A 26,127-nucleotide genomic window follows, 5' to 3' on the forward strand; every position below is an offset into this window, starting at 1 on the left:
CCGTCCCACGTCAGCCGGATGGGCCATCGGTCACCCGATGGAATGGCTTTGGTCAGAGGTGGATGACGCAGGGCAAGGATGAGGCCCCGGATCCTGAGACGGATCCGGGGCCTGCGGGGTTCATCGGTCCGGCGGGGCCGGGGCGGTCAGGCGCCTGCCGCCGCCTTCGCCGCGATGTCGGTGCGGTGCTGGGAGCCGTCCAGGCGGATGCGGCCGACCGCGGCGTACGCCCGGTCACGGGCCTGGGTGAGGTCCTCTCCGGTCGCGGTGACCGACAGGACGCGTCCGCCCGCGCTGACGACCGCCCCGCCGTCGCGCCGGGTCCCGGCGTGCAGGACATAGGCGTGCGGGGCGTCCTGCGCGGCGATCTCGTCGAGGCCCGTGATCGGGTCGCCGGTGCGCGGGGTGCCGGGGTAGTTGTGGGAGGCGACGACCACGGTGACCGCCGCGTCGTCGCTCCAGCGCAGCGGCTCCAGGTCGACCAGGGTGCCGGTGGCCGCGGCCTTGAGCACGCCGCCCAGCGGGGTCTTCAGCCGGGCCAGGACGACCTGCGTCTCGGGGTCGCCGAAGCGGGCGTTGAACTCGATGACCCGAATGCCGCGGGAGGTGATGGCGAGGCCGGCGTAGAGCAAACCGGAGAACGGGGTGCCGCGGCGGCGCAGCTCGTCGACGGTGGGTTGCAGGACGGTCTGCAGCACCTCCTCGACCAGCTCGGGTTCGGCCCACGGGAGGGGCGAGTAGGCGCCCATGCCACCGGTGTTCGGGCCCGCGTCGCCGTCCAGGGCGCGCTTGAAGTCCTGGGCCGGCTGGAGCGGCAGGACCGTCACGCCGTCGGTGACCGCGAACAGGGAGACCTCGGGGCCGTCGAGGTACTCCTCGATCACCACGCGCTCGCAGGCGGCGGCATGCGCCTTGGCGGCCTCCACGTCGGAGGTGACGACGACGCCCTTGCCGGCCGCGAGACCGTCGTCCTTGACCACGTACGGCGCGCCGAAGGCATCGAGGGCCTCGGCGGCCTCCTCGGCGGTGGTGCAGACGTAGCTGCGGGCGGTCGGGACACCGGCCGCCGCCATCACGTCCTTGGCGAACGCCTTGGACCCTTCCAGTTGCGCGGCCTCGCCGGAGGGGCCGAACACCGGGATGCCCGCGGCGCGCACGGCGTCGGCGACACCGGCGACGAGCGGGGCCTCCGGTCCCACGACGACCAGCTCGGCGCCCAGCTCGTCGGCGAGCGCGGCCACGGCGGCGCCGTCCAGGGCGTCGACCGGGTGCAGCTCGGCGACCTCGGCGATGCCGGCGTTGCCGGGTGCGCAGTGCAGCGCGGTCACGGCGGGATCGAGGGACAGTGAGCGGCACAGGGCGTGTTCGCGGGCGCCGCTGCCGATGACGAGGACGTTCACGGGGCCAGCCTAACGGGAGCGGGCGGGGCGGGTTGGTGTGGGCTTCCGAAGGGAGCGGTCCGCAGACGTCGTGCGTTCCTCCAAGGCGGGCCCGGTGCCCCGCCCGCACGATCCTCGGTGGCCGGCGGTGCGGGCGGGGCGGGTCGACATCGATCGGCGGGCCGAAGGGCGGCCGACGCACGACCCCACGCCGTGCCCGCGCCCCTTTTCACCGTCACGAGACCCGAGGGCAGCGCACTCGTCGCCGCCCCGCCGCGCTCTGCCGCTCTCCGTCCCGCCGCCGGTGGCGCCCGACGCCGAGCGCCGGGCTGCTCGGCGCTCGGCTCCCGGGCTGTTCGACCGCTCGGTCCCTGGAGGTGCTCGGCCCGCGGCTACTCGTTGGTGAACTCCTCCACCACCGTCGCTCCCAGCTCCCGCACGATGAGCTCGTGGCCGGAGAGGGCCGACTCGTTGAGGTCGGGGTCGTCGTCCTCGGGGATGTCGTCCTCGAGAGCGACCGGGGGCGGCGGCTCGGGGGCCGACGGCCGGGGCGCCGGGGCGGGCGCGGAAGCCTGCGGGGCTGACGTCGGCGGGCCCGCGGACCGTGACGGCGCCGGGGCGGGGGCAGCCGGGCGCGCCGGAGCCGGTGCAGGGGCGCCGCCGTAGCCGCCGCCTCCGCCGTGGCCGCCGGTCGGCGCGGGGGACGTGCCGCCCGAGGGGTCGACGATCGCCTCGATCTTCCAGTGGACGTTGAACTGCTCTGCCAGTGCCTGCCGCAGGACGTCCTCGCTGCCGCTGCCGGCGAAGTTGTCGCGGGCACCGGCGTTGACGAAGCCGATCTGGAGGGTGGTGCCGTCGAAGCCGGCCACCTGGGCGTTCTGGCTGAGCAGGATCCAGGTGAAGCGGCGGCGGTTCTTCACCGCCTCCAGGATGTTCGGCCACAGGGCACGGGGGTCGAGGCCACCGGCGGGCGGCGCGGACACCGGCTGGGCCGCGGGAGGTGCGGCGGCCGGAGCGGGGGCCACCGGGGGCCGGGCGGGGCCACCGGGGGCGGGTGCCGGAACCGGGCGGGCGCCACCGCCCGCGGGGGCTGCCGTGGGCCAGCCGCCGGGCCGCCGCCCGCCGCCGGCGGGGGCCGCGGTGGGCCAGGCGCCGGGGGCCGGCTGGGCCGGAGCGGCAGGGGCGGCGGTCGGGGGTGCCGACGCGGCGGCCGGAGGTTCCGCGGCCGCGGGCGGCGCGGCGGGCGCAGGAGTGCCGGATGCGGGGGTGCCCGGTGCGGGAGCCGGGGAGGGCACCGGTGCGGGGCCTCCCGAACCGCCGGCCGGCCCGGCGGGGCCGCCGTCGCCGGGGGGACCGCCGGCACCCGGGCCGACGGGCGGGGCGCCCGCGCCCGTGCCGGTGGCGCGCACCGCAGCGCGGGCCGCGGCGACGCCGCCACCGGGCGGAACCGGTGCACTGCCGGCAGCGGCGCCGGCGACGCCCGCGCCGTGGGCCTCGGGCCCGGGCACGTACCCCGCGGCGGGCAGCCCGGCACCCGCGGAGAAGTTCACGCCGCGCTCCAGCCGGTCGAGGCGGGCCATGACGGAGCGCTCGTCGCCGTAGGCCCCCGGGAGGAGCACGCGTGCGCAGATGAGCTCCAGCTGGAGGCGGGGCGAGGTCGCGCCGCGCATCTCGGTGAGGCCCTCGTTGACCAGGTCGGCGGCGCGGCTCAGCTCTGCGGCGCCGAAGGAGCCGGCCTGGGCCTGCATGCGCTCGACGACGTCGGCCGGGGCGTCGATCAGCCCCTTCTCGGCGGCGTCCGGCACGGCCGCGAGGATGACGAGGTCCCGCAGCCGCTCCAGCAGGTCGGCGACGAAGCGCCGCGGGTCGTTGCCGCCCTCGATGACGCGGTCCACGACCTCGAAGGCGGCGGCGCCGTCCCCGGAGACGAAGGACTCGACGACGGAGTCGAGCAGGGAGCCCTCGGTGTAGCCGAGCAGGGCCGTGGCCATGGCGTACGTCACACCGTCCTCACCGGCGCCGGCGAGGAGCTGGTCCATGACGGACATCGAGTCACGCACGGACCCGGCACCGGCGCGCACCACGAGCGGCAGGACGCCGTCCTCGACGGCGATCTCCTCCTTCTGACACACCTCGGCGAGATAGTCCCGGAGGGTCCCCGGAGGGACCAGCCGGAACGGGTAGTGGTGGGTCCGCGACCGGATGGTGCCGATGACCTTCTCCGGCTCGGTGGTCGCGAAGATGAACTTCAGGTGCTCCGGAGGCTCCTCGACGACCTTCAGCAGCGCGTTGAAACCGGCCGACGTGACCATGTGGGCCTCGTCGATGATGTAGATCTTGTACCGGCTGCGTGCGGGCCCGAAGAAGGCCTTCTCGCGCAGGTCACGGGCGTCGTCCACACCACCGTGCGACGCGGCGTCGATCTCGATGACGTCGATGGAGCCCGGTCCGTTCCTGGCCAGGTCCCGGCAGGACTCGCACTCCCCGCAGGGGGTCGGCGTGGGCCCCTGCTCGCAGTTCAGGCAGCGGGCGAGGATGCGGGCGCTGGTCGTCTTGCCGCAGCCGCGCGGACCGCTGAACAGGTACGCGTGATTGACCCGGTTGTTCCGCAGCGCCTGCTGCAGCGGGTCGGTGACATGCTCCTGCCCGATGACCTCGGCGAACGACTCCGGGCGATAGCGGCGGTACAGCGCGAGAGACGACACGCCTACGAGGTTATAGGCGCCCGCCGACAGAGCGGACCCGCGGACGGGGGCCGACCCCGGCCCCGCGGAGCCCCGCCGCGGAACGCACCCGGCACTCCGCGGACATGCCTGGTCGGCGGACCCCGGGCGAACCCGGCCAGGAGCGAACCCGACCCGCCGGGGCCCACACCGGCGCGTGCGATCCGTCGGGCAACGCAAGCGCCCCCCACGCACCCGCCAGAGCCGACCTACCCTTGCTGCCTTCCGGCCCTGGGGGAGTTCAGTCAGATAGCGCCGCGTGAGGGGCTTCGCACACAGTACCCGATGCCGGCCGGGGGGTACGAGTTCGCGAGCACTCCCCTCGGTCATGTAATGTTTCCGGCGGAGGATTCGCCTAGAGGCCTAGGGCGCACGCTTGGAAAGCGTGTTGGGGGCAACCCCTCACGAGTTCGAATCTCGTATCCTCCGCCAGTGCCTCACCGGGCACGATGTCGAAGGGCCCCACCGTTCGCGGTGGGGCCCTTCGACGTTGTCGGACCTGGCTTCCCGAAGCAGGCGCTCCCAGACGTGGAAGTCGGCGTTCGGACCGAGGGGACCGCCGGTCGGCGAGGCGAAGACGTATCCCTTGCCCTCCCAGTCGGCACCGGCCGCGATCCGCTTCCGCTCCTGGGATCCCGGTGCCGGCACAGGATCTTGATCAGCGGATCGGGCAGGCCGATGGTGCGCCGTCCGGCTCGCGCCGGGTCTGCTCCCGCCTGGGGCAGTGGCCCGCCTTCCGACCGCACGGGTCGACACCGCAGCCACGCGCGTACCCGGGGCGCAGCTGTTTCTTGCGGATGCGAACGTATCCCGCGTCGAGGTCGACGTCTTCCGGGGCAGCCCGAGCGCTTCCCCTTGCCGCAGTCCGAGAGCGAGGCGACGCCCCATCGCGCACTGTTGCGCAGCTTGGACGCCTCCAAGGGCAGGCTCCCGCAGCTCTTCGATCGTGTACGGCTCGATGTTCTCCTCTCACAGGCGCGGCGCCTTGGCGATCTCGGCCGCGTTGGTCGGGACGTGACCGCGTCGAACCGCCTCACCCAGGGCGACCCGGATGGTCCGGTGAACGTGGCACGCGGCGGCGGAACTCCCGGAGTCCTGCACCTGCATCCTCCGGTGGAAGCGCTCCAGATGCTCGGGCTCCGGCCGATCGAGCCGGTGAGCGCCCGGGGCGGCGGCGAGGTGAACCCGAACATCCACCCCGTAGCTGTCATACGTGTTCTCGGAGACGTACGGCTCGGCGATGTTCTCGACCCAGTGCTCAAGCCGGCTCTGGACGGTCCAGCTGCTGCCCGGCTTCCTGAGCTTCTTGGCGTCCCGGGCCCGCTCCATCTCGCGGACGGCCTCGGTGACCTCGGCCCGCTCGCCTACGCCTACACGCAGACGGGGGGCCTGGGACGGGCCATCCCCCGGCCCGGGAACTGTCCGACCTGCTCGCCGGCCGACTCACGGTGGCCTTCACCGAACGCGAGAGCGACTACCTCGGTGTCTACTTCCTCGCCACCCTCGCCGACACCACCCGCATCCATGTCCAGCCGAACTCCATTCCCGGGGACGATGGCGAAGACGATCTCTACAAGGGTGAGTATCCCGAGGTGCCGGTACTCCTCCTCGTCACATCACCGGGTTCCACCGAGCCCCTCAATCGCGCGCTCTCGGCCGTCGAAGGACTGACCCAGCTCAGATCATCTCGAAGTTGAGAACCGCCGATCCACAGGTATTGACAGTTACCCGTTGGAAAGCGCATTGGGGGCAACCCCCTCACGAGTTCGATTCTCGTATCCTTGTCAGCCCAGCGGGCCGGACCACGAAAGCGGTCCGGCCCGACCTCGCAGGCGTTGCGGTGGGACGCGTGGACCGCCGGGCGGCACCGGGGTCGCCCGCATCGGGGGCGGAGGGCGGGCGGTCGACGGCGGTGCTCCGTGACGGCGGACCGACGTGTCGGTCTCCGAAGGGCTGCCGCGCACACCTCGGCCGGAACTGGATCTGCTTCGATTTCCATGGCCTGCGACTCCGGGTGAACTCCCGGTCATTCACCTCTTCACCACGAGACAGTCCGATCCCACCATGCACGCGCAGAAACAGAACCCGGATCTTCGTCGGCCCCTTCGGCGGTCGCTCCCTGAAGTCGCCGCCATTGGTCGCCTCTCCGTCCGGACAGGGAGGCAGAAGAAACCATTCGGCATACCGGCATTGTCGTGAACGAATCAATAAAGGGAGAGGTCGGGCCGGTGACCATTTTCTGCTGAGTTCCTTGAGATCCCGTTGCCAGGACCACCCCGCCTTGCTAGAGAATGCTGCCGAGCATGAGCCCATGGGTGAAAAGCACATCATGCGTGGAAGCGGGGGGAGCAAGAGGTATGAGTACCGCAGGGGGAGGCGATGGAACGGGTTCGGGAGGTACTCCGCCGGGCAGGACCGGCGGGTGGCTGACTCCGGCGCGGGCAACCGTGATGGGACCTGTCATGGCCGCCGTCGTCGCAGGCATCCTGGCGCTCGTGAACGTCACGCATGCACCTGGTTCGCCGGGCGATGATCCGTCTCACGGTGTAGTCGACGACGAGGAAACCGTCACGCCGCACGTGCCCGACACTCCACCGTCGACCGCCCCGTCCACGCCCCCTCCGCAGGCCAGTGGTTCGGCCGGCGGGGCCCATGGCCCGACCGCCGTGTCGGCCGCGGTGCGCTGGACGGGCGTAGTGGATCTCCCGCTGAGACAGGACAGCGTCGCCGACCTGGGCCTGGATCTCGACCTCGACAAGCCGGCGCTGGGTCCGGTGGGAGCCGATCTGGTGACCGGCTGGACCGTGTCACCGGCCGTCATCGTCAGCAGCGGCCGCGCCTTCGCGGTGGCGGGGCAGGCCGAGGACGTCGAACGCGCGACGTGCGAGGAGCGACTCCCCGGCACCTCGAACGGGGACCTGTGGATCGATGTGTGGCACGGGAACCAGCCGGTCGGCACGTACTGCTTCGCCACGACCGAAGGGGGTGTCGGAGTCTTCTCGATCAAGGGGGTGGGCCCGGACGAGTCCTCGATGGAATACGTGAGAATCCAGGTCGTCAGCTGGGAATGACGCGCACGGTGCCGCACCCCCCTGTCCACGCCTTCGAGAGGTGACCACCCCGACCTCGGACCCGGATGGAGTGTCAGTGAAGGCATCCTCGCATCTGTTCGCCGCACTCGCCGCATTCACGATCGCCGCCACCGCCGGTTGCGGAGGCGGCGGGAACACATCGGACGACGCTTCTGTGCACAAGATGCCGACGTCCGACGAGGCCGTTTCCGATGGCAGCGGCTCCCTTCCCGATAGCGCGACCGAAGATGCCGTCCCCCCGGGATCCCCGTCGGAACTCGACGTTGCATGGATGGCCGAGACGAAGGACGCCGTGACCGTCGTGAACGACTTCTGGCAATCACGCTGGGACACCTACTTCACCGGAACGTACGAACCGCCGACGGTCTTCGGGGAGTACGTGGCTGGCACCCCCGACGCGCCCACCTGTGGGGGCCGACCTGCCGTCCCGAACAACGCGTTCTACTGCCCTTCCGGGGACTACATCGCCTGGGATGCCCAACTGATGCGTGAGGGCTACGCGAAGGGGGACTCCATGGTCTACCTGGTCATCGCACACGAATGGGGCCACGCGGTTCAGCACCGCGTCACGGGCCTGACCGCCGAGGCGCCAGAGCTCCAGGCGGACTGCCTGGCCGGGGCCACCCTGTTCGGCTCCGAGGAACTGCAGTTCGAGACCGGCGACACCGAGGAACTGGCGCAGACCCTGACAGACCTGGCCGACAGGACGCCGTGGACCGAGTCCGAGGACCACGGTGACGCCGAGGAGCGCATCACCGCGTTCAACAACGGGGGGAGCGGCGGGGTCGACGCATGCCTGCCGAGGTGACCGGGTTTGGGGAGTCGGGACGCCGTCCGGCGACCGCGGGTGTGAGGGAGCAGAGCGCGCTCAGGTGAGGCCGAAGTACGTGCTGATACCGCCGAGCATGAGCTGGATGCCGATGGTGGCGACGAAGAGACCCCCGAAGCGGGTCATGATGGCCACGGTCGAAGGCGACATGTTCATACGGTTGACCAGCATCAGGTGCCCCACCGGGATGAGGGCCACGGCGATGCCCACGGCGATGAGCGCGGCGACCGGGCCGGACCATCCGCTTCCGGTGGAGGAGATGGTGATCACCGTGGTGATGGCGCCCGGGCCCGCCATGAAGGGGATGGCGTAGGGCACCACGATCGAGGTCTCGGCCGATTCCGGCGCCGGTTCCTCGTGGGCGGAGGCGCCACCCTGCGCGCGGGGCTGCTGGCCGCCGAAGAGCATCTCGAACCCCATGAGGCCCAGGACCAGTCCACCGGCCACCCCGAAGGCCCCGAGGTTGATGCCGATGAGGTCGAGCAGCTCCCGGCCGACGAGAGCCGAGCCACCCAGGGTGATGCCGACGACGGTCATGATCCGGACGACGTACTCGCGCCGCCGCTCGGGCTCGTGCTCGGTGATCAGGCGGAAGAAGATGGCCCGGGTGAACGGATCGACGAGGAGGACCACGGCGATGGTCGCCTGGACCGTGAGCTCAAGTGTGCTCATACCGTCCTCTCCCGCCGGTTCGTACCTGTCGGTCCTGCGGGGAACCCCGCCGGGGGCGTCTTCCCGGGGAACTGCGCGCCGCCCGCTTCGTCGTCATGCCGCCGCGCCCGCGGCGCGCACCGACCGCCTCGACGGGTGCCCCGTCTCTGGTACGGCCGGCCGGCCGTAGGCCCTGGTCCCGGCCCGGCGCCGCCGGATCCGGGGCCGCCGCTGGGGCAAGGGCCGGCGGACGCGGCGTACAAGGCTGACGCATCCGGCCTGGCAGGGGCCGCGGTCGTGCAGGTGGCCGTCCCCGGCCGCCCGGTGCGGAGGACCGGACCGGGAACGCCCGTCGGCACAAGACCCCGTGCAAGGCGGGACCCCGGTGCGGGGCTGGATCAGGACGGCCGCCGGTCGGCTCCCGCCCCCGGTGCGGGGCCGGGCAAGGGCGCCGGTGAACTCCGGTCCGGGTGCGGATGGGGAGCGCCGGTCACCTGCGGTCCGCGGTCCGGGACCGGTCGCCCGGATCCGTCACCCGCAGCTGGCGGAGCAGGCCGCCGTAGTCCTCGTCGTCGTCGCTGATGAAGATCGGGAAGGAGCCGTCGACCAGGCCGACGCCCTCGACCTTGAGTCCGGAGCTGCGGGCGAGTTGCTGCGGCGGCTCGACCGGACGCAGCTCCGCGCCGAGGGCCCCGCCGGGGACGACCGTGGCCGCGCGGTACACGGCGCTGTCGAAGGGACCGAGGTCGCCGGGATCGTAGGCGGAGGAGATGTAGAGATTGCCCTCGTTGTCGATGTCGAGGCCCGAGGCGGGACGCGCGCCCGGCGGTTCGGGCGCCGTGAAGGGGACCGACGTCCACTGCGTGCCGAAGCTGATCGTGCCGTTCTTGCCGACCTTCAGGCGGGTCATGTTGATGGTGGTGGTGTCACTGCCCTGCGCCCGCTCGGCATAGACGAAGTAGTCCTTCCCGAGGACGGTCGCGACGGCCGTCGCCTCGACGTTCACGAGCGGTTCTGGGGTCTCGGGCCACGGCACCGAGCCGGCGATCTCGACCTTCAGGTGGTCGTCCCACCGGGCGAGATAGATGGTGGGGTCGGGGTCGTCGCCGTCGGCGTTGCTCTCGACCAGGAGAGCCTCGTCACGGCCCGGCAGCCGGGCGATGCTCTCGAGGTCGTTCGGCACGGAGGGGAACCCGACGTCGGCGTTGTCGAGGTTCCGGACGATGATCCCGTCGGTATCGACGGGGGTCCGCACGATCGAGAGACGGGGCAGGTCGCGCTCGGCGTCGTTGTCCCTCGCGTCGTGGCAGATCAGGAAGACCTCCTGGGTCTCGCCGTAGCCCGCCGCCGCGGTGGGCGTCCGGTCGGTGGCGAGCCAGGCGATGCCGCTGAACTCGCGCGGCGCCCGAATCACCGGCCCGGCGGTCGACGCGACGCCGGAATCACCGGCGTCGGAACGGGATTCGACGCCACAGGCGGCCAGCGCGAGAGCACTCAGCCCCGCGACAACCGGCAGCAGACGCCGTCCGGGCAAACAACACCGCATCATGTCTCCTCCCGCCGCGCAGCGGGCCCGTCTCCCGGACCCGCTCTGGAAACTAGGGCAAAGGACATGCGGCACCGCGCAGGCGTCTCGGCGTTTCGACAAATCCGGAAGGTCCCTTTCCTCCCATGGCCGCGTGCTGCCGGTACGCGGGACGTCACGGGGGGCCGGATCCGGGGATGCGGTGGCGGGGCGTGCCGCGCGGCGGAGCCGTCGTGGCGCCGGTCGCCCACCCGACCCCGGACACGGCACCGGCCGCCCGCCGCCCACCCGGCCGCCGGTGCCGCGGGCGGGGTGGCGGTGGCGCTGGCGGGCCGGGAGGCGGCGAGCCGGGAGGCGGCCGGGACTCGGAACGGGCAGGGCTCAGGGAGCGGCGCCGACGCCGCGGCTCAGGAGCCCGGGCGGATCCGGTCGGTCCGGCGGGCGTCCGGTTCCGGGGTGGTGCGGTCCACGGGCGAGGGGACGGCCGCCGCGTCTCGCCGGGAGGTGGGGGTTCCGGTGCCCCGGGGGTCCGTGGAGGGGCGGGGGGACGCGCCTTCCCGCGGTGCCGACGAGGGCGACGGCGAGGGGGTGGCGGCCGGTGGGGCGGTGGGCGCCGTGCGACCGGTCGCGGGCGGGGGCGCCAGCGGCGGGGCGGGGGAGCTCGGCTGCGCGGGTCTCGCCAGGTACAGCGGTACGGCGACGAGGAGCGCCACGGCGCAGGAGGCGCCGACGGCGGCCGTGGTGCGCAGCAGTCTGCGGCGGGACGCGGCCCGGCGGATCGCCCGGTACCGGCCGGGAGGCGGGGCGAGGTGGCCGGGGGCGGGGCGCAGGATCACCGCGAGGGCGTCGTCCGATCCGGGGTCCGGGGCGCCGGGGTCGTCGTCAAAGCGAGTGGTCAAGGCTTCTCCTCAGGTGGACGCGGAGCAGTTCGCGGGCCGCGTGCAGGTCGGCCTTGACGGTTCCCTCCTTGCGACCGGTCAGCACGGACACCTCCCGGATCGGCATGTCAGCGTAGTAGTGGAGGAGGATCGGGACGCGCAGTCGCTGCGGCAGCGACTGGACCAGCAGGCGTACCGAGGGGTCCGTCGGCTCGGTGCGGGAGTCGAGGGCGGCCTCGGTCGTGGCCCGGCGCATCGCCCGGCGCTCGCGCTCGAGTCTGCGCCAGTGGTCCCGGACGAGGTTGGCCGCGGTGACGTAGAGGAAGCCGCGCGGCTCCTCGACGCGGCTCCAGCGCGCCCAGAGGCGGGTGAACGCCTCCGAGGCGATCTCGTGGGCCGTCTCGTCGTCGTCGACGAGGCGGCGGCACCAGCCGGCGAGGCGCGGGTAGAGGGCGGCGAAGAGTTCCGACGCTGCCGTGTCGCGGGACCGTTTCAACGCTCTCCAGGGTCGTGAGCCGTCGCGGGGACGCTTGCGGGGAGGGATGCCGGGCCGACGGCGTACGTTCCGCGGGCCCGGCACCCCGTGGGGGGTCAGGGAGCCGTGGCGGTGCTCAGCACGGCGAACACGATCACGTTGTCCCGGTACCCGCCGCCGGTTCTGGGGCCGCCGCAGGTGATCAGGCGCAGTTCCGGGCGGTCCACGTCGCCGTAGACGTCCTGCGTGGGGAAGTCCGCCTTGGCGGTGGTGCGTACGGCGGTGACGGCGAAGCGGGCCGTGGTGCCGTCGTCCCGGCGTACCGCGACGCGGTCGCCGCGCCGCAGTCGTGCGAGGTCTCGGAACACGCCGTCGCCGTAGGTGCCGACGGTGACATGGCCGAGGACGACCGACGGACCGACCTCGCCGGGGGTCGGCGAGTGGCGGTACCAGCCGGCCCGGTCGTTCGCCGTGACCGGGGGCACCTCCACGCTGCCGTCCTGCGCCAGTCCGAGCGGGACGAGCGGGGTGTCGACGTCGATGGCCGGGATCAGCAGCGCGACCGGAGCCGAACGCCCGAGAGCGGGCGTCCCGTTCGCGGACCGGCCCGGCGACGAAGGGGTGCTGCCCGCGCCCTCCGCGCTCCCCCGGCCCCGGTCGCCCCTGGGGCGGCGTGCGGCCGTCGCCGGCTCGGCGGCGTGCCCGGCGCAGCCCGTGAGCAGCGCGGCCAGGGCAGCCGTGGTGAACGCCCGCCGGGACAGCGGGGTCGTCATGCCCCCGTCGCCCGCCGGCGGCGTACGACGAAGACGGTCGCGCCGCCCACGACGAGTGCCGCGGCGCCTCCGCCGATCAGGTCGCCCGCGTACCCGGACTGCGCGGTCGCCTCCGGCACTCCGGTGTCGGCGGCGCCGCGCGGCACGACGGAGACCTGGCCCCGGGGCCGCTCACCGGGGACGGAGGCGACGGGGCTGGGGGCTGGGCCCGCGTGGCCCGCGTCGCGCGTGGGCTCGGCCGGGGCGGGGCTGCTCGGGACGGCGCTGGGGACCGCGGTGGGAACCGGGCTGGGGGTCGCGTCGTCGGCGAGTGCGGTGGCGGGGCTCGCGATGACGGCGGCGCAGGCGAGCGCCAGGGTGCCGAGGACGGTTCGGCGCATCGAGTCACGCATCGAGTTGCTCTCTCTCATCGGGTCGTCCCGGTGTGCGACCGGGGCTGGGGGACGGATCGAGCGGAGAGACGAGGCAGCGAGGGGGTGCGTTGCAAAGAGAAGGCAAAGGCGTTCCCGGTGGTACCTGCGGGCAGCCGGCGTGGGCCTCGGGGACGGTGGTTCCGGCGACGGCGCCTTCGGTGGCGGGGCCGTCGGCCGGAGCGGCTCGCACGGGCGGCACGGGCGGCACGGGCGGCACGGGCGGCACGGGCGGCACGAGCGGCACGAGCGGCACGGGCGGCACGAGCGGCACGAGCGGCACGAGCGGCACGAGCGGCACGAGCGGCACGAGCGGCACGAGCGGCACGGGGGTGCCGGGGTGCGGGCGGAGCCGGGGTGCGGGCGAACAGGGGGTCCAGGCGGCGCGGGGGTACGCCCGGCACGGGGTGCCGGGGGCGCTGGGGACACAGGCGGCACGGAGGGGGTGCGGGCGGCACGGGCGCGGGTCGTCCGGCTCACCAGGTGGGCCGGGCCGAGACTCCTCCGTCCACCACCAGGTCGTGACCGCTCACCCAGGACGCGAGCGGCGAGGCCAGGAAGACACAGGCGTCGCCGATGTCCCGCGGGCTGCCCAGCCGGCCGAGCGGCGCGGCCCGGCGCCACCGCTCCACCCCTTCCGGCCACGCCCCGGCCAGCCCCGCCCGGTCGATCAGGCCGGGGGAGACGGTGTTGACGCGGATGCCGTGCGGTCCGTACTCCTGGGCCGCGGCGCGGGCGTGCATCACGACGGCCGCCTTGGCGGTGCTGTAGTGGGAGTGCAGCGGGGCGGGCTGCCGCGCCTCGATGGAGGCGATGTGCGTGATGCTGCCACCGCCGGTGTCCCGCATGAGTGCGGCGGCGACCTGGGTGCAGGCGAAGACGCTCCCGAGATTGGTGTCGAGGACGTGGCGCCACTCGGCTGCCGTCATGCCGGCCAGCTCCTGCACGGGCTGCACTCCGGCGTTGTTCACCAGGGCGGTGAGCCGGCCGCCGCCCCACTCGGCGGCCTCCCGCACCAGCCGCCGGCACTCCTCCTCGTCGGTGAGTTCCGCGCGCAGGACGACCGCGCGGCCGCCGGCGTCCTCGATGACGCCGGCCACCTCGCGGGCCGCTTCGACGGCGGTTCGGCAGTGCACGGCGACCGCGGCCCCCTCCTCGGCGAGCCGCAGCGCGATGCCCCGGCCGATTCCGCCGCCCGCGCCGGTGACCAGGGCGGTCTGTCCGTTGAGCAGGCTCATGGACGGCACAGTTCCACGATCTGGGCGGCCTGGGCGGGATACCGCGCCGTCAGCTCGGCCGCGTCGCCGTGCTCGTAGTCGGCGTCGGTGAAGCCGGGTGCCATGGTGCAGCCGAAGAACGTCCACGCGCCGCCCTCCGCGACCCGGGCGCCCATCCACGTCCCGGCGGGCACGGTGAACTGGAGGTGCTGGCCTGCGCGCAGGGCGGGGCCGAGCACGGCCGTGCGCGCGGTGCCGTCGGGGGCGAGGAGGAACAGCCGGAGCGGGTCGCCGAGGTGGAAGTGCCAGATCTCGTCGGTGGGCAGGCGGTGCAGGGCGGAGAAGTCGTCCGCGGTGAGCAGGACGACGATCGCCGAGCCCGCAGGGCGGCCGTCGGGCCGTTCGGGGCCCGCCCAGGTGCGGCGGAACAGTCCGCCCTCGCGGGGCAGCCGTCGCAGACCGTAGTGGGCGACGAGTTCGTCCGGGGTCACCTCGATCATTGCGCGAAGGCTACCGCCCTTGGAGGTCGGGCGAGTTGGGCGCACCGGCGGGACGCGCCTTCCCGGACGGGCACCGGGGCGTGAACCGGTGCGGGCACCCGTCCGGACGACCGGTCTCGGCAGCGCCGCCGGCCCTGCCCGGGGCCACGGGCCGCGCCGGGGCGCGCCGGGTCGGGTCGGGCGGCACGCCGCGGGCAGGCCGGTCACAGGTGGCGCGGCCACGGCATCACCGCATCGGGCGGCAGGTCCACGGCAGGACGGTCACGGCCGGCGTGCGCCCACGGGCGGCACCGCCGCAGCCGGCCACGGGCAAGCCCACCGGCGCGCGCCCGGCCTGGGCGCGCGGGATCATCGACGCATGGACGTCACCCTTCACCTCGCCCAGGAACCCGCGGCCGACGAACTGCTCGGCCGGTCCCCGCTCGCCGCGCTGGTCGGAATGCTGCTGGACCAGCAGGTCCCGATGGAGTGGGCGTTCAAGGGACCGCGGACGATCGCGGACCGCATGGGCGCCGACGACCTCGACGCCCACGAGATCGCCGTGCAGGACCCGGAGGTGTTCGCCGCGCTGCTGTCGGAGAAGCCGGCCGTGCACCGCTACCCGGGCGCCATGGCCAAGCGGATCCAGCAGTTGTGCCAGTACCTGGTCGAGCACTACGACGGCAACGCCGAACTCGTCTGGCGGGGCGTCGAGGACGGCCGCGAACTGCTGCGCCGTCTGGAGGACCTGCCCGGCTTCGGCAAGCAGAAGGCGCAGATCTTCCTGGCCCTGCTCGGCAAGCAGCTCGGCGTCACGCCCCCGGGCTGGCGGGAGGCCGCCGGCGGCTACGGCGAGGCGCGGTCCTTCCGCTCGGTCGCCGACATCACCGGCCCGGACTCCCTGGCGAAGGTCCGGGCGCACAAGCAGGAGATGAAGGCGGCGGCGAAGGCGAAGAACGCCAAGAAGGGGTAGGGCGTGCGGCGAACGCGGCGCCGACCACCGAAAGGGCGGGCCCCGCGGCGTCCGGTGCGTGCATCACCCGGCGGGGGGATGCCGGAGGGCCGGGCCCGTACGCGGCGTACCGGGGTCCAGGCCGGCGCCCGCGGGCGCGCCGGGCGCCGTGGGGTGGGCGTCCTCCGCGTCCGTGCCGGGGTCGACAACGCGCGTGGGTGCCGGGCGCCGCGGGCGGGCGGACCTTCGCCGCAGCCCAGGCCCCGCCGCCCGACCGGACGTCCCGAGTGGCGCCGTGGGGCGGCACGGTTTCAGCTGGGGGCATGACCGAGGCACCCACCGGCTCCCCCTGGAGCCCGGACGACGACGACCGCAGGGTCCACGCTCAGCACCACTCGGCGTACGGAGCCCACGAGCCCGAACCGCCCTTCGAGGGGCCCCTGCACGCCCTGTCCCGCGCCGCCTGGCAGATCGTCCTGGTCACCGGTGTGGCCTCGCTGGTCCTGGGCATCGTGGTGCTGTCCTGGCCCGACGCCTCCGTGCGGGTCGCCGGCATCCTCTTCGGGATCTACCTGCTGATCAGCGGGGCCTTCCAGCTGGTCGCCGCGTTCGGCACGCACCGCACCACCTCGCTGCGGGTCCTGGCCTTCATCAGCGGCGCCCTGTCGATCGTGCTGGGCCTGTTCTGCTTCCGGGGTCCCATGCAGTCGACCCTGCTGCTCGCCCTGTGGATCGGTATCGGGTGGCTCATCCGCGGCATCACCCAGACCCTGGCCGCCGCCTCCGACCCGTCCATGCCCGCCCGCGGCTGGCAGGTCTTCCTCGGGGTGATCACCTTCATCGCCGGCATCGTGCTGATCGACTCCCCCTTCGACTCGATCGCCGTGCTCACCGTCGTCGGCGGTATCTGGCTGATCGCGGTCGGCGTGGTGGAGATCGTCACGGCCGTACGGATCCGGGGGCGGGCCCGGCAGATCCCGCGCGAGCTCTGACCCGCCCGGTGCCGCGGCCGTAGGGCGAGCCCGGACGGTGAACCCTTCCGGTCGCGGCGCCGGCCCGTGCGGGCGTATCTGCGGCACGGCGTGAGGACGGTACCGCCGGCCACGGGGAGATGACACGACGTGAGCCGCGCACCACGAGCCCTGCCGCACAGCCGGACCTGGCTGCGTGCGTTCGTGCTGCTGCTCGCCCTGCTGATGCCGGGCGCCCTCGCCGAACTGCCCGCGGCACCCGCCGCCGTGGCCGCCGAGAGCGCGGAGCACGACGTCGCGGACACGGCATGGGTACGGCCGCCGGCCCGCACCCCGCACCGCACCGCCGCACAGCGCACCGCCGCCCGGCTGCCGCCCGTCCTGATGCCGGCCCCGGTACCCGCCGCCGCCCCCGGCCGAGCCGCCCCCGTACCACCCCGGGAGCCGCAGGCACTGGCCGCCCTGCGCTCGGTGGTCCTGCTCTGCTGACCGGCCCCGTCCCCCCGGGCCATCGTCAGCACGACGCAAGGAGCACCCCCATGTCCACCGACCCGTACGCGGTCCTGCGCGCCCTGCTGCGCGCGGAGGCGCAGCGCGGCGCGCCGAAGCCCGACACGCGCGAGCCGCAGCAGCAGCAACGACCGCCTCAGGAACCGGAACGCTGAGGCACCGGCGGAGGCGGTCGGGGCCGACCCGGCGTCACCGTCTTCGCCGGGAGACGCGGAGAGCGCGCGGACGGCCCTCCGGCCGGGCCGCGCGCCTTCCCACCCGCCTTCCCACCCGCCGGGCCCCGCCGGCCTCGCCCACCGCACCGGGCGAGGCGGGACGGCGGATCCCCCGGCCCGGACCTGCCGGCCCGGACCTGCCGGACCGGCCTCGGCGAGCCTGCCGTGCCGTATCCGCCGTGGTGAACCGGCCCTGCCGGACCTGCGGTGCCGAAGGGCCGTGTCGGGCCCGTCGGGAAGTCGAGGGACCGGCGGGTCAACCCGGAGGGTCAACCCGGCGGGTCGACCGGCCGGGGGACCGGAGCGGACGGATGGCGACGGTCCCTCGCACCCCCCTGCGGCCCCCGCCCCGCGGCGGCCGCAGGCGTTCGGCACCCGCACGTGCCCGCCTGTACTCGCCCGGTGCCAGGGCGTGTTCACCCGGCGCCGGGCGGTACGCGTCCGGGCTCGGCGGGGGCCGCCCGGCGCTCCTCGGCCCGCCCGACCGCCACCCCTTCGCTCCCGGTTTGCCCTGATGCGTCGCGACTTTTCCGCTGCCGCGCTGGGCCGCCGTGGCTGCGCCCGGAACCCCTTGACCGGTAGGCTTTCCGTGTGATCTTCAAGCGCATCGGAAACGGCCGGCCGTACCCCGACCACGGCCGGGAAAGCACCCGGCAGTGGGCGGACGTGGCGCCGCGCCCGGTCCGCCTCGATCAGTTGGTGACCACCAAGCAGCAGCTCGACCTCGAGACCCTGCTCGCCGAGGACTCGACGTTCTACGGCGACCTCTTCGCGCACGTCGTGAAGTGGCAGGGCGACCTGTACCTCGAGGACGGCCTGCACCGCGCGGTGCGCGCTGCTCTGCAGCAGCGTCAGGTGCTGCACGCGCGCGTCCTGGAGCTGGACTGAGCCCGCCGCGGATAACAGTTTGACCCTTTCGGGTTCTCCTGGGCGCCGTCGAATGATCATCTAGTAGGCATGGCCGCCCGGGCGCACTACGCTGCGCCCATGAGCATGCTGACGCCACCCGGCATGGGCGGGAAGTACCGGATCACGGGGGACACATACCCGCGGATGCGCCGTCCTCGACGCCGCGGCAGGCTTCTGCTGATGACCGTCGCCGGCGTCACCCTGCTCGGCGTGCTCGGCTGGGGCACGCTGCAGCTCATCGACGTCTTCACCGGAGGTGATCAGGCGTCGGCGGCCGGCACCAGGGCCGACTGCGCCACCAGGGCCACGCCCTCGCCCCGCCCGGTCGCGCTGCCCAAGCCGGACCGGATCACCGTCAACGTGCTCAACGCCACGCCCCGCAGCGGCCTGGCGAAGCAGACGGCCGACGAGCTGCGCAAGCGGGGCTTCCGCATCGGCGAGGTGGGCAACGCGACGAAGGAGTACGACAAGAAGATCGCCGGCGCCGGTGTGCTGCTGGGCCCCGCGTCCTCTCTCAACAGCGCGCTGCCGGTGCTCTCCACCCAGCTTCCGGCCGCCGAGCGCCGCACCGACGCCGCCCGCAAGGGCGACGCCGTGGACCTGATCCTCGGCAGCGGCTTCAAGTCGCTGGCCGCCCAGCCGGACGCCGCCCGCGCGCTGGCGGCGCTGATGAACCCGCAGCCGACCCCGACGGCGTCGAAGAAGGACTGCTGAGCCGAGTCCGTACCGGGAACCTCTCCGAAGGACCGTTTCCGCGCCGGAGAGACCCACGACGCCGGAAGCCGCACCGGCCTCCGCCATCGGCATCGACCTCGGCCGGGAGACCGGCCGCGCAGCCCCCTCGACTCCGAGAGACGGCCGCACGGGACGGGCGGCCGAGACCGGAGCGCACCGCGGACGAGGGACCTCGCGCGGTGGACCGGGGACAAGAGAGAGGACGGGAACCGGAAAACCGGAAGCCGTGCACCGGGAACCGGGATCGGGAACCGCGGGCCGCGGGCTTCGGACCGGCCGGAAGGCTTCCCGCCGGTCCGACGCCGGGTGGACCTACTCCGCGGCCCCGTACAGGCGGTCGCCCGCGTCGCCCAGGCCCGGGACGATGTAGCCGTGCTCGTTGAGGTGGTCGTCGATGGCGGCCGTGACGACGGTGACCGGGGTGCCGGCCAGTTCCCGCTCCATCACCTCGACGCCCTCCGGGGCGGCCAGCAGGACCACCGCGGTGACGTCGTCGGCGCCGCGCTGGATCAGCTCGCGGATCGCCGCGACCAGCGTGCCGCCCGTGGCCAGCATCGGGTCCAGGACATACACCTGGCGGCCGGAGAGGTCCTCCGGCATGCGGGAGGCGTAGGTGGATGCCTGCAGCGTCTCCTCGTTGCGGATCATGCCCAGGAAGCCCACCTCGGCGGTCGGCAGCAGCCGGACCATGCCGTCGAGCATGCCGAGCCCGGCGCGCAGGATCGGCACCACCAGCGGGCGGGGGCGGGCCAGCTTCACGCCGGTGGTCTGCGCGACCGGCGTGCGGATGTCGACGGCCTCGGTGCGCACGTCGCGCGTGGCCTCGTACGCGAGCAGGGTGACCAGTTCGTCGGCGAGGCGCCGGAAGGTCGCGGAGTCGGTGCGCTGGTCGCGCAGCGTGGTGAGTTTGTGGGCGACCAGGGGATGGTCGACGACATGGAGACGCATGTCCACAACAGTAACCGGGCCGCATGGGCCCGGCGTCCCCACTCAGCGTGAGCCCCTGCGCATCGATTCGGCCATGTGCTGGCTTCGAACCACTCACCGGAGGGAAGGTGGGGAGGACGGAGCGGGGGTGGTGTGCCTGATGCCTGGACGGTCAGACCGATCGAACGACACCGACGACACCGACGGCACCGGCCGCGGCGCGCGGGACACGGACGGCCGACCGGACGGCGGCGCGCGGGACACGGACGGCCGCCCCGGCCGTGCCGATCCGCCGGAGACCGACGCCGAACGGCGCCGCCGCCGAGCCCAGTTCCTGCGGGAACTCGCCGAGGCCAGAGAATTGCGTGCCCGGGTCCAGCCGCGCCGCGCCAAGACGGCACGGCTGCGTCACGCGATGCGTATGCGGACCTTCCGCTGGTAGGTCCCTCCGGGCCGGGGGACGGTGCCGCGAGGGGCCGCCGCGCTCGGGAAGTTCCACGCTGTGACGGTGTTGCCGTGGTGGACGTGCGGGGGAGTACGGGAAATCCCGCGTACGATCCGCACGTGGTCGCAATGAGTGCGCGGGGGAGTCGATCGTGCATGTGCCAGGGGCACATGTCGGCATCCTACGCGCAGCGCTCGTTCAGGTCCGGTCAAAACTGCCGGACACAGGGAGCCGAAGACATCCCCTGAACGCCTTGTTTCTGCCACGATTCCGAGTGGGCGGGGCTCGGAGCCCGAGTTCCCCCGCCCTCAGCCTCCGCCGGGGGGACCCCCAACCGGCACGCCTCAGACCAGTGGGAGAGTCACGGTGTACTTCGCCGCACTGCTCGCGCGCACCGAAGACGGGTGGGAAGCGAGCGACACGGAGCTCGACGATGTGGAAACCCTGTCGGATCTGGCCGACCTGGCCCGGGAAGCCTCACCCGACGAGGACACGGTGCTCGTGCTCATCGAGCAGGAGGACGCGTGGTTCGGCCTCGTCCGCGTGGACGGGGAGGACGACCCGCGGGTCTTCGTCTCGAACGCCGCCGTCGCCGCCCGCAGCTCCTACGGTGAGCTGCTGCTCACCGACGAACTGCTCGGCCGGGAACCCGGGGACGACGGCTCCGACCTGGACGCCCTCGATCTCGACGGGACCGAGGACGGCGAGCCCGAGTCCGCCGACGGCGACGAGGACGGTGGCACCGACGTGCCGCACGGCCCGGTCGGCGACGCCGGCATCCTCGACGACCTCGGGGTCACCGGGAAGGAACTGATGTCCTTCGAGGGCGACGCGCTGACGGAGATCGCCGACGCGCTCGGCGCCTCCGACCTCCTGGAGGCCGTCCGCTGACCGCGCCGGACACCACGAACCGACCGGACCCGGTACGCGACCGCTGGCGGGCCGCGATGCGGTTCGCCCTGGACGAGGCCGGACAGGCCGTCCGGGGCGGGGACGTGCCGGTGGGCGCCGTCGTGCTGGCCCCGGACGGCACGACCGTGCTCGCGACCGGGCACAACGAGCGCGAGGCCACCGGCGATCCGACCGCGCACGCGGAGGTCCTCGCGATCCGCAGGGCCGCCGAGGCGGTCGGCGAGTGGCGGCTGACCGGCTGCACCCTCGTCGTCACCCTGGAGCCGTGCACGATGTGCGCGGGGGCGATCGTGCTGTCGCGGGTGGACCGGGTCGTCTACGGCGCCCGCGACGACAAGGCGGGGGCCGCCGGCTCCCTCTGGGACGTCGTCCGGGACCGCCGGCTCAACCACCGACCCGAAGTGGTCGAGGGCGTGCTCGCCGACGAGTGCGCCTCGGTCCTCACGGACTTCTTCCGCTCCCGCTGACAGCCCCGCGGGCACCGGCACGATACGGATTTCAGCGGCGGGCCACCTGTACTGTAAGGTCTCCCTCGGTAGCGTGTCCGAGCGGCCGAAGGAGCTCGCCTCGAAAGCGAGTGTGGCGCAAGTCACCGAGGGTTCAAATCCCTCCGCTACCGCTCATGGACGAAGGGTCCGGCTCATGGAGCCGGGCCCTTCGCGCATGTGCGGCCCCGAGGTCGAGCGCGGTCAGGTGGTGGCCCCGCTGGCGACCGGCGCTCCTGAAGGGGCCGGCCCCGCATTCCTCCCCGCGCGAAGTCCGCGACGCCGCCGGGTGGCAGTCCCGGCCGCTCGGACCTGGCCGGCGCGGGAGCGTCCCCGTGCGGTCGCCGCGGCCGATCACCTCGCTCCGGGACGTACTCCGCTCACGCCGCTGCCCGTCGTTCTGCCTGTTCAGCAGGCCACACGAAGCGACTCGTCGACGTCCGTACCACGCCCCCGACGCCCGTGGCGCCCCTCGCTTCGAAGTCGGGTGGCACGAACGGGGCGGGGCGGGGGAAGCGGTCTCGAGGGACGGCCGCTCCCCCGGCGGGGACCGGCCCCCCGACGCGGCCGGCTTACGGGGGATCGCCGGACGCATCCCGCAGTGGGGGTCGGTCCCGTGCCGCCCGCCGGAGTTCCTGCCCTTCCGGGGGCCGCCTCTCCATCCTGCGTGCGCCCGACCGCCGCGCCCGCCGGAGAAGGACCCTGATCCCCCGGAAAAAGACCTTGGTCCGCGGGTCGTTGGTCCTTAAATATGGACGTGTGGCTACACTCGCGGCCGGTAGCAGGTCCCACGGGGGCGGACACGACAGGGGAGGCCGCGGTGGCGGTGAACGCGAAGAAGATCGCCGTCTATGTACTCGTGGTCTTCGCGCTGTACGTGATCATCACGGACCCGGCCAAGGCCGCCGACTACGTGCAGATAGGGTTCGAGGGCATATCGGACGCCGCCAAGGCCATCGGCGACTGCATGACGTGGGTCGTCAACGGGGGCAAGAGCTGAACCGGGAGAGCCCATGATCCGCCACCTCGTCCTCTTCAAGCTCGACGAAGGGGTCGCCCGCCACGACCCGCGTGTCGAGAGGGGCGTCGAGGCCTTCCGCGCGCTCGGCGGCAAGATCGAGGAGATCCGCCACTGGGAGCTGGGCTGGAACTTCAGCGACCGCCCGATCGCCTACGACTTCGCCATCAACTCGGCCTTCGAGGACGCGGATGCGCTGCGCCGCTACGTGGAGCACCCCGAGCACCAGGCCGGTGTCGCCCTGTGGCGGGAGTTCGCCACGTGGGTGATCGCCGACTACGAGTTCTGATTGCGGACCGACAAGAGCCCCGGGGAAGCCCTCCGCCGCAACGGCGGAGGGCTTCGCCGTGTCCGCGCCCCGAACCGAGGCCTCGAAACGAGGGCGAAACACGCCGAATCACACTCAACACGTTGATTTGCGGTGCTTGCACACAGTGCACATGTCTTGTGATGCTATGACCGCTTTTGACGGATGAGTTGACCGATTCGAACGAGGTGGCGTTGACCGTGTCGGCCAGTACTGCGCCTCCCCAGGAAACCGCGGCCACCGCTCCGCAGCGCAGCCGCGGCGCCGACACCCGGGCGCTCACCCAGGTGCTCTTCGCACAGCTGAAGGAACTCCAGCCGGGCACACCGGAGCACAACCGTGTGCGCGGGGCGCTGATCGAGGCCAACCTCCCGCTCGTGCGGTACGCGGCGGCCCGCTTCCGCTCCCGCAACGAGCCGATGGAGGACGTGGTCCAGGTCGGCACCATCGGCCTGATCAACGCCATCGACCGCTTCGACCCGGACCGGGGCGTGCAGTTCCCGACGTTCGCGATGCCGACCGTCGTCGGCGAGATCAAGCGGTACTTCCGGGACAACGTCCGCACGGTCCACGTCCCGCGCCGACTGCACGAGCTGTGGGTCCAGGTCAACAGCGCGACCGAGGACCTGACCACCGCCCACGGGCGCTCCCCCTCCACCGCCGAGATCGCCGAACGGCTGCGCATCAGCGAGGAGGAGGTGCTCTCCTGCATCGAGGCCGGGCGGTCGTACCACGCGACCTCACTGGAGGCCGCCCAGGAGGGGGACGGACTACCGGGACTGGTGGACCGGCTCGGCTACGAGGACCCGGCCCTGGACGGCGTGGAGCACCGCGACCTGGTGCGGCATCTGCTGGTCCAGCTGCCGGAGCGCGAACAGCGCATTCTGCTGCTGCGCTACTACAGCAATCTGACCCAGTCGCAGATCAGTGCCGAACTCGGTGTCTCACAGATGCACGTCTCGAGGCTACTCGCCCGTAGCTTCCAGCGACTACGATCCGCAAACAGGATCGACGCGTAACCGGCACGAGCGAATCGCTCACCAGGTCGTTTCCCGGCAGTTGTGCGCTGAAAAGGCATCAGACCCCCTTCTTCCAGGGCCGATTCGCATCTCGGATGTCGACATGTCACTACAGCGTGTTGCCGACATGTGACATTCTTCCGGAAGCGCGTTTGCCGTGGCCTCGGCTCCGGTATTCAGGTGAAGGCTGGCGTTCCTCCGTGGGGACGTTCGCCACGACCGTCCCGCGACCCAGAGGGGGTGGCATGTCCGCAGACCAGGGCAGCTCGAAGGTGGTGCTCACGCTCACGAAGAGCGAGACAGCGCCGGAGACGCTCGACGCTCTCGACTCCATGGACGAGGTTTCGGCTCTGACGGCCGCGCCGGCCCCGGCTCCGACGGCCACGGATCTCCCGGCGCCCGAAGCCATCGACACCCGTACCCTGTCCCGCTCCCTGTTCCTGCGGCTCGCCGTCCTCGACGAGGACAGCCCCGAACGCGCCTACGTCCGGGACACCCTGATCGAGCTGAACCTCCCGCTCGTCCGCTACGCCGCCGCACGCTTCCGCTCGCGCAACGAGCCGATGGAGGACATCGTCCAGGTCGGCACCATCGGCCTGATCAAGGCGATCGACCGCTTCGACTGCGAACGCGGCGTGGAGTTCCCGACGTTCGCGATGCCGACCGTCGTCGGCGAGATCAAGCGCTTCTTCCGCGACACCTCCTGGTCGGTGCGCGTCCCGCGCCGCCTGCAGGAGCTCCGTCTCGCCCTCACCAAGGCCAGCGACGAGCTCTCCCAGAAGCTCGACCGCTCGCCGACCGTCGGCGAACTCGCCGCCGTGCTCGGCGTCTCCGAGGAGGACGTGGTCGACGGCCTCGCCGTCGGCAACGCCTACACCGCCTCCTCGCTGGACTCCCCCGCGCCCGAGGACGACGGCGGCGAGGGCTCCCTCGCCGACCGGCTGGGGTACGAGGACACGGCCCTGGAGGGCGTGGAGTACCGCGAGTCCCTCAAGCCGCTGCTGGCCAAGCTGCCGCCGCGCGAGCGGCGGATCATCATGCTGCGCTTCTTCGCGAACATGACCCAGTCGCAGATCGGCGAGGAGGTCGGCATCTCCCAGATGCACGTCTCCCGGCTGCTCACCCGCACCCTGGCCCAGTTGAGGGAGGGCCTGATCTCGGACTGACCTGGCCGCCCCGCGTCCGACGGGGTCCCGTTCACCGCGAGGCGCCACCTCACCCGGGTGGCGCCTCGCGCCGTCCGGAACGCCCGGGCCCGGGGCGCGCACGCGGTACACCGGCAGTGCCGGCCGTCGCGCCCTCCCACCGGTGGTCGCGCCGCCTCGCGGCCGAGCCGACGCCGCAGCGAACCACGGGCGGGACACAGACAGGGTGGCCTGCGGGGCGAGGGGCGGACGGCACCCCGGGCGGAGGGCAACGGGGCCCGAGGCCACCGGTGACGGGGCGGCGGTCGGCGGGCTTTCCGGCAAAGCGTCACGACGACGGACGCGATCGACGGGCCACGACCGAACCGGCGACGACCGGCGCGCGGCGATCGAGAGGCCGCAAGCGGCGGTGAGCGGCGGCCGTCCAGTGGTCGCCGTCGGACGGCGACGCGGCCGAGCGGTGGGCGAGGGTGTGGGCAACGACGGTGCGCCTAAGAGGTGCACGGCGCCAGGGCCGGGGCGGGCGAGGTGCCGCAGCAGAGCAACGGATGCCGACACGGACGAGAACCACCGACGACGCGCCTCAGCCCAGGGGGTACCCGACGACGCGGCCGAGCTGAAGGGGGTGCCCGGCGGCACGGCGAAGGGCGCGGCGTACGCATGCCGGTCGGCGCCCCGCCGCGGAGCGTGTCACCGGCGCGGGACTCCGCGGGGCGACACGGGTTTCGGGCTCATGGAGGTCCGGCGGTCGGGTTCGGGAGCACCCGTGTTCCCGGCGTCCGCCGGTACCCGTGCGTCGCGGACCGGAGTCGGTCCGGCCCGCGGGCCTACATCAGCGCCAGCCAGGCCACCGCCGCCACGATCACCACCGCGGCGACCGCACCGGCGATCAGGCCGACGCGGGGGCCGGAGGAGGCCTGCTGCCGCTCGCCCTGAGGGGACTCGTCGACGAAGGCACGGAACATCTGGGTGCTGCCGGCGGGGTCGTGGTTGCCCTGCGGGCCCTGGGTGTTAGCCATGGCCCGAGACCCTAGCGAATCCGACGGTGCGGCCCAAGTGCGGGTCCGGCCGTCGCCGTACCCGCCGCCACCTGGCTGTTCACGCTCGCAATAGTTGCCTTTGCCAAGTTTTTAGCTCCCACCTCCC

29 protein-coding genes, 2 tRNA genes and 1 other RNA gene are annotated in these 26,127 nt (G+C 73.2%); 18 read left to right on the top strand and 14 right to left on the bottom strand.

The genetic code is table 11. The annotated features are described in order from the left end of the window. Positions 1-146: 146 nt before the first annotated feature. From purD to ffs, 3 genes are all read right to left on the bottom strand, one after another. Positions 147-1,400 (bottom strand): phosphoribosylamine--glycine ligase, encoded by a 1,254-nt coding sequence (gene purD, locus JS756_RS03355; RefSeq protein ID WP_205381397.1) that lies wholly within the window; start codon positions 1,398-1,400, stop codon positions 147-149. A 371-nt stretch (positions 1,401-1,771) separates the two neighbouring features. Further along, positions 1,772-4,084: a DNA polymerase III subunit gamma and tau gene (locus JS756_RS03360; protein WP_205381398.1), complete on the bottom strand. Its 2,313-nt coding sequence runs from the start codon at positions 4,082-4,084 to the stop codon at positions 1,772-1,774. Between the two features lie 191 nt (positions 4,085-4,275). Beyond that, positions 4,276-4,374, bottom strand: an RNA gene (ffs, locus tag JS756_RS03365) — signal recognition particle sRNA small type. A 72-nt stretch (positions 4,375-4,446) separates the two neighbouring features. Here ffs and JS756_RS03370 point away from each other — a divergent pair. After that, positions 4,447-4,534 (top strand) — tRNA-Ser (locus JS756_RS03370). Positions 4,535-5,071: 537 nt separating this feature from the next. Here the strand turns inward: JS756_RS03370 and JS756_RS36505 are convergent. Beyond that, entirely contained in the window at positions 5,072-5,431 is a 360-nt protein-coding gene (locus JS756_RS36505) for a hypothetical protein (protein ID WP_240203201.1), read from the bottom strand. Positions 5,432-5,550: 119 nt separating this feature from the next. On the opposite strand from JS756_RS36505, the gene JS756_RS03380 reads away from it, so the two are divergent. The 3 genes from JS756_RS03380 (at position 5,551) to JS756_RS03390 (ending at position 8,002) form a co-directional block, all read left to right on the top strand. Next, positions 5,551-5,799 carry a hypothetical protein gene (locus JS756_RS03380; protein ID WP_240203202.1) on the top strand — a complete coding sequence of 83 codons (249 nt, stop codon included), beginning with the start codon at positions 5,551-5,553 and terminating at the stop codon, positions 5,797-5,799. Positions 5,800-6,564: 765 nt separating this feature from the next. After that, complete coding sequence (locus JS756_RS03385; protein WP_205381399.1) at positions 6,565-7,173, top strand: hypothetical protein; 609 nt, start codon at positions 6,565-6,567, stop codon at positions 7,171-7,173. Between the two features lie 292 nt (positions 7,174-7,465). Beyond that, on the top strand, positions 7,466-8,002 hold the full coding sequence (locus JS756_RS03390; protein ID WP_205381400.1) for a neutral zinc metallopeptidase: 537 nt from the start codon (positions 7,466-7,468) through the stop codon (positions 8,000-8,002). Positions 8,003-8,062: 60 nt separating this feature from the next. On the opposite strand, the gene JS756_RS03395 is transcribed toward JS756_RS03390, so the two are convergent. The 8 genes from JS756_RS03395 to JS756_RS03430 all read right to left on the bottom strand — a co-directional run bounded on the left by JS756_RS03395 (position 8,063) and on the right by JS756_RS03430 (position 14,452). Continuing rightward, the gene (locus JS756_RS03395) at positions 8,063-8,695 is read right to left on the bottom strand and encodes a MarC family protein (protein ID WP_205381401.1); all 633 of its coding nucleotides are present in this window, start codon (positions 8,693-8,695) and stop codon (positions 8,063-8,065) included. Positions 8,696-9,164: 469 nt separating this feature from the next. Continuing rightward, positions 9,165-10,208: a hypothetical protein gene (locus JS756_RS03400; RefSeq protein WP_240203203.1), complete on the bottom strand. Its 1,044-nt coding sequence runs from the start codon at positions 10,206-10,208 to the stop codon at positions 9,165-9,167. 398 nt (positions 10,209-10,606) lie between these two features. After that, a complete protein-coding gene (locus tag JS756_RS03405) occupies positions 10,607-11,098 on the bottom strand; it encodes a hypothetical protein (RefSeq protein WP_205381403.1) in 492 nt (163 codons plus the stop codon). Continuing rightward, the gene (locus tag JS756_RS03410; protein WP_205381404.1) at positions 11,082-11,573 is read right to left on the bottom strand and encodes an RNA polymerase sigma factor; all 492 of its coding nucleotides are present in this window, start codon (positions 11,571-11,573) and stop codon (positions 11,082-11,084) included. The genes JS756_RS03405 and JS756_RS03410 overlap by 17 nt, the downstream gene beginning before the upstream one ends. Before the next feature lie 95 nt (positions 11,574-11,668). Then, positions 11,669-12,325, bottom strand: a complete 657-nt coding sequence (locus JS756_RS03415) for a class F sortase (protein WP_205381405.1) — start codon at positions 12,323-12,325, stop codon at positions 11,669-11,671. Then, complete coding sequence (locus JS756_RS03420; protein ID WP_205381696.1) at positions 12,322-12,705, bottom strand: Tat pathway signal sequence domain protein; 384 nt, start codon at positions 12,703-12,705, stop codon at positions 12,322-12,324. The genes JS756_RS03415 and JS756_RS03420 overlap by 4 nt, the downstream gene beginning before the upstream one ends. A 506-nt stretch (positions 12,706-13,211) precedes the next feature. Continuing rightward, positions 13,212-13,973 (bottom strand): SDR family NAD(P)-dependent oxidoreductase, encoded by a 762-nt coding sequence (locus JS756_RS03425; RefSeq protein WP_205381406.1) that lies wholly within the window; start codon positions 13,971-13,973, stop codon positions 13,212-13,214. Beyond that, complete coding sequence (locus JS756_RS03430) at positions 13,970-14,452, bottom strand: cupin domain-containing protein (RefSeq protein WP_205381407.1); 483 nt, start codon at positions 14,450-14,452, stop codon at positions 13,970-13,972. Before JS756_RS03430 ends, JS756_RS03425 begins: the two co-directional genes overlap by 4 nt. A gap of 358 nt (positions 14,453-14,810) precedes the next feature. Between JS756_RS03430 and JS756_RS03435 the strand changes: the two genes are divergently transcribed. From JS756_RS03435 to JS756_RS03455, 6 genes are all read left to right on the top strand, one after another. Next, on the top strand, positions 14,811-15,404 hold the full coding sequence (locus JS756_RS03435; RefSeq protein ID WP_205381408.1) for an HhH-GPD-type base excision DNA repair protein: 594 nt from the start codon (positions 14,811-14,813) through the stop codon (positions 15,402-15,404). A 302-nt stretch (positions 15,405-15,706) separates the two neighbouring features. Then, positions 15,707-16,375, top strand: a complete 669-nt coding sequence (locus tag JS756_RS03440; RefSeq protein WP_205381409.1) for an HdeD family acid-resistance protein — start codon at positions 15,707-15,709, stop codon at positions 16,373-16,375. 129 nt (positions 16,376-16,504) lie between these two features. Further along, a complete protein-coding gene (locus JS756_RS03445) occupies positions 16,505-16,843 on the top strand; it encodes a hypothetical protein (protein ID WP_205381410.1) in 339 nt (112 codons plus the stop codon). Between the two features lie 50 nt (positions 16,844-16,893). After that, a complete protein-coding gene (locus JS756_RS37505) occupies positions 16,894-17,019 on the top strand; it encodes a hypothetical protein (RefSeq protein ID WP_275892644.1) in 126 nt (41 codons plus the stop codon). A 651-nt stretch (positions 17,020-17,670) separates the two neighbouring features. Beyond that, complete coding sequence (locus tag JS756_RS03450) at positions 17,671-17,967, top strand: type II toxin-antitoxin system VapB family antitoxin (protein ID WP_004943146.1); 297 nt, start codon at positions 17,671-17,673, stop codon at positions 17,965-17,967. A gap of 99 nt (positions 17,968-18,066) precedes the next feature. Then, positions 18,067-18,702, top strand: a complete 636-nt coding sequence (locus JS756_RS03455; protein WP_240203204.1) for a LytR C-terminal domain-containing protein — start codon at positions 18,067-18,069, stop codon at positions 18,700-18,702. A gap of 333 nt (positions 18,703-19,035) precedes the next feature. Here JS756_RS03455 and upp read toward each other — a convergent pair whose 3' ends face one another. Next, positions 19,036-19,671 (bottom strand): uracil phosphoribosyltransferase, encoded by a 636-nt coding sequence (upp, locus tag JS756_RS03460; RefSeq protein ID WP_205381411.1) that lies wholly within the window; start codon positions 19,669-19,671, stop codon positions 19,036-19,038. Positions 19,672-19,810: 139 nt separating this feature from the next. Between upp and JS756_RS03465 the strand changes: the two genes are divergently transcribed. The 8 genes from JS756_RS03465 (at position 19,811) to JS756_RS03500 (ending at position 25,002) form a co-directional block, all read left to right on the top strand. Continuing rightward, positions 19,811-20,092: a DUF4461 domain-containing protein gene (locus JS756_RS03465; protein WP_240203205.1), complete on the top strand. Its 282-nt coding sequence runs from the start codon at positions 19,811-19,813 to the stop codon at positions 20,090-20,092. Between the two features lie 369 nt (positions 20,093-20,461). Next, positions 20,462-20,986, top strand: coding sequence for a tRNA adenosine deaminase-associated protein (locus tag JS756_RS03470; protein ID WP_205381413.1), 525 nt, complete (start codon positions 20,462-20,464; stop codon positions 20,984-20,986). Positions 20,987-21,042: 56 nt separating this feature from the next. Further along, positions 21,043-21,474 (top strand): tRNA adenosine(34) deaminase TadA, encoded by a 432-nt coding sequence (tadA, locus tag JS756_RS03475; RefSeq protein ID WP_240203206.1) that lies wholly within the window; start codon positions 21,043-21,045, stop codon positions 21,472-21,474. A 67-nt stretch (positions 21,475-21,541) separates the two neighbouring features. After that, positions 21,542-21,626: transfer RNA gene (locus tag JS756_RS03480), tRNA-Ser, on the top strand. Between the two features lie 686 nt (positions 21,627-22,312). Then, on the top strand, positions 22,313-22,492 hold the full coding sequence (locus tag JS756_RS03485) for a hypothetical protein (protein WP_205381414.1): 180 nt from the start codon (positions 22,313-22,315) through the stop codon (positions 22,490-22,492). A gap of 13 nt (positions 22,493-22,505) precedes the next feature. Then, positions 22,506-22,799 (top strand): Dabb family protein, encoded by a 294-nt coding sequence (locus tag JS756_RS03490; protein WP_205381415.1) that lies wholly within the window; start codon positions 22,506-22,508, stop codon positions 22,797-22,799. Between the two features lie 176 nt (positions 22,800-22,975). Further along, positions 22,976-23,836, top strand: coding sequence for an RNA polymerase sigma factor SigF (locus tag JS756_RS03495; protein ID WP_205381416.1), 861 nt, complete (start codon positions 22,976-22,978; stop codon positions 23,834-23,836). A gap of 245 nt (positions 23,837-24,081) precedes the next feature. Continuing rightward, positions 24,082-25,002, top strand: a complete 921-nt coding sequence (locus tag JS756_RS03500; RefSeq protein WP_205381417.1) for an RNA polymerase sigma factor SigF — start codon at positions 24,082-24,084, stop codon at positions 25,000-25,002. Positions 25,003-25,808: 806 nt separating this feature from the next. Here the strand turns inward: JS756_RS03500 and JS756_RS03505 are convergent. Beyond that, positions 25,809-26,000, bottom strand: coding sequence for a hypothetical protein (locus JS756_RS03505; RefSeq protein WP_205381418.1), 192 nt, complete (start codon positions 25,998-26,000; stop codon positions 25,809-25,811). Between the last annotated feature and the right edge of the window lie 127 nt (positions 26,001-26,127).

The organism is Streptomyces actuosus, assembly GCF_016921115.1.
GTDB lineage: Bacteria > Actinomycetota > Actinomycetes > Streptomycetales > Streptomycetaceae > Streptomyces > Streptomyces actuosus_A.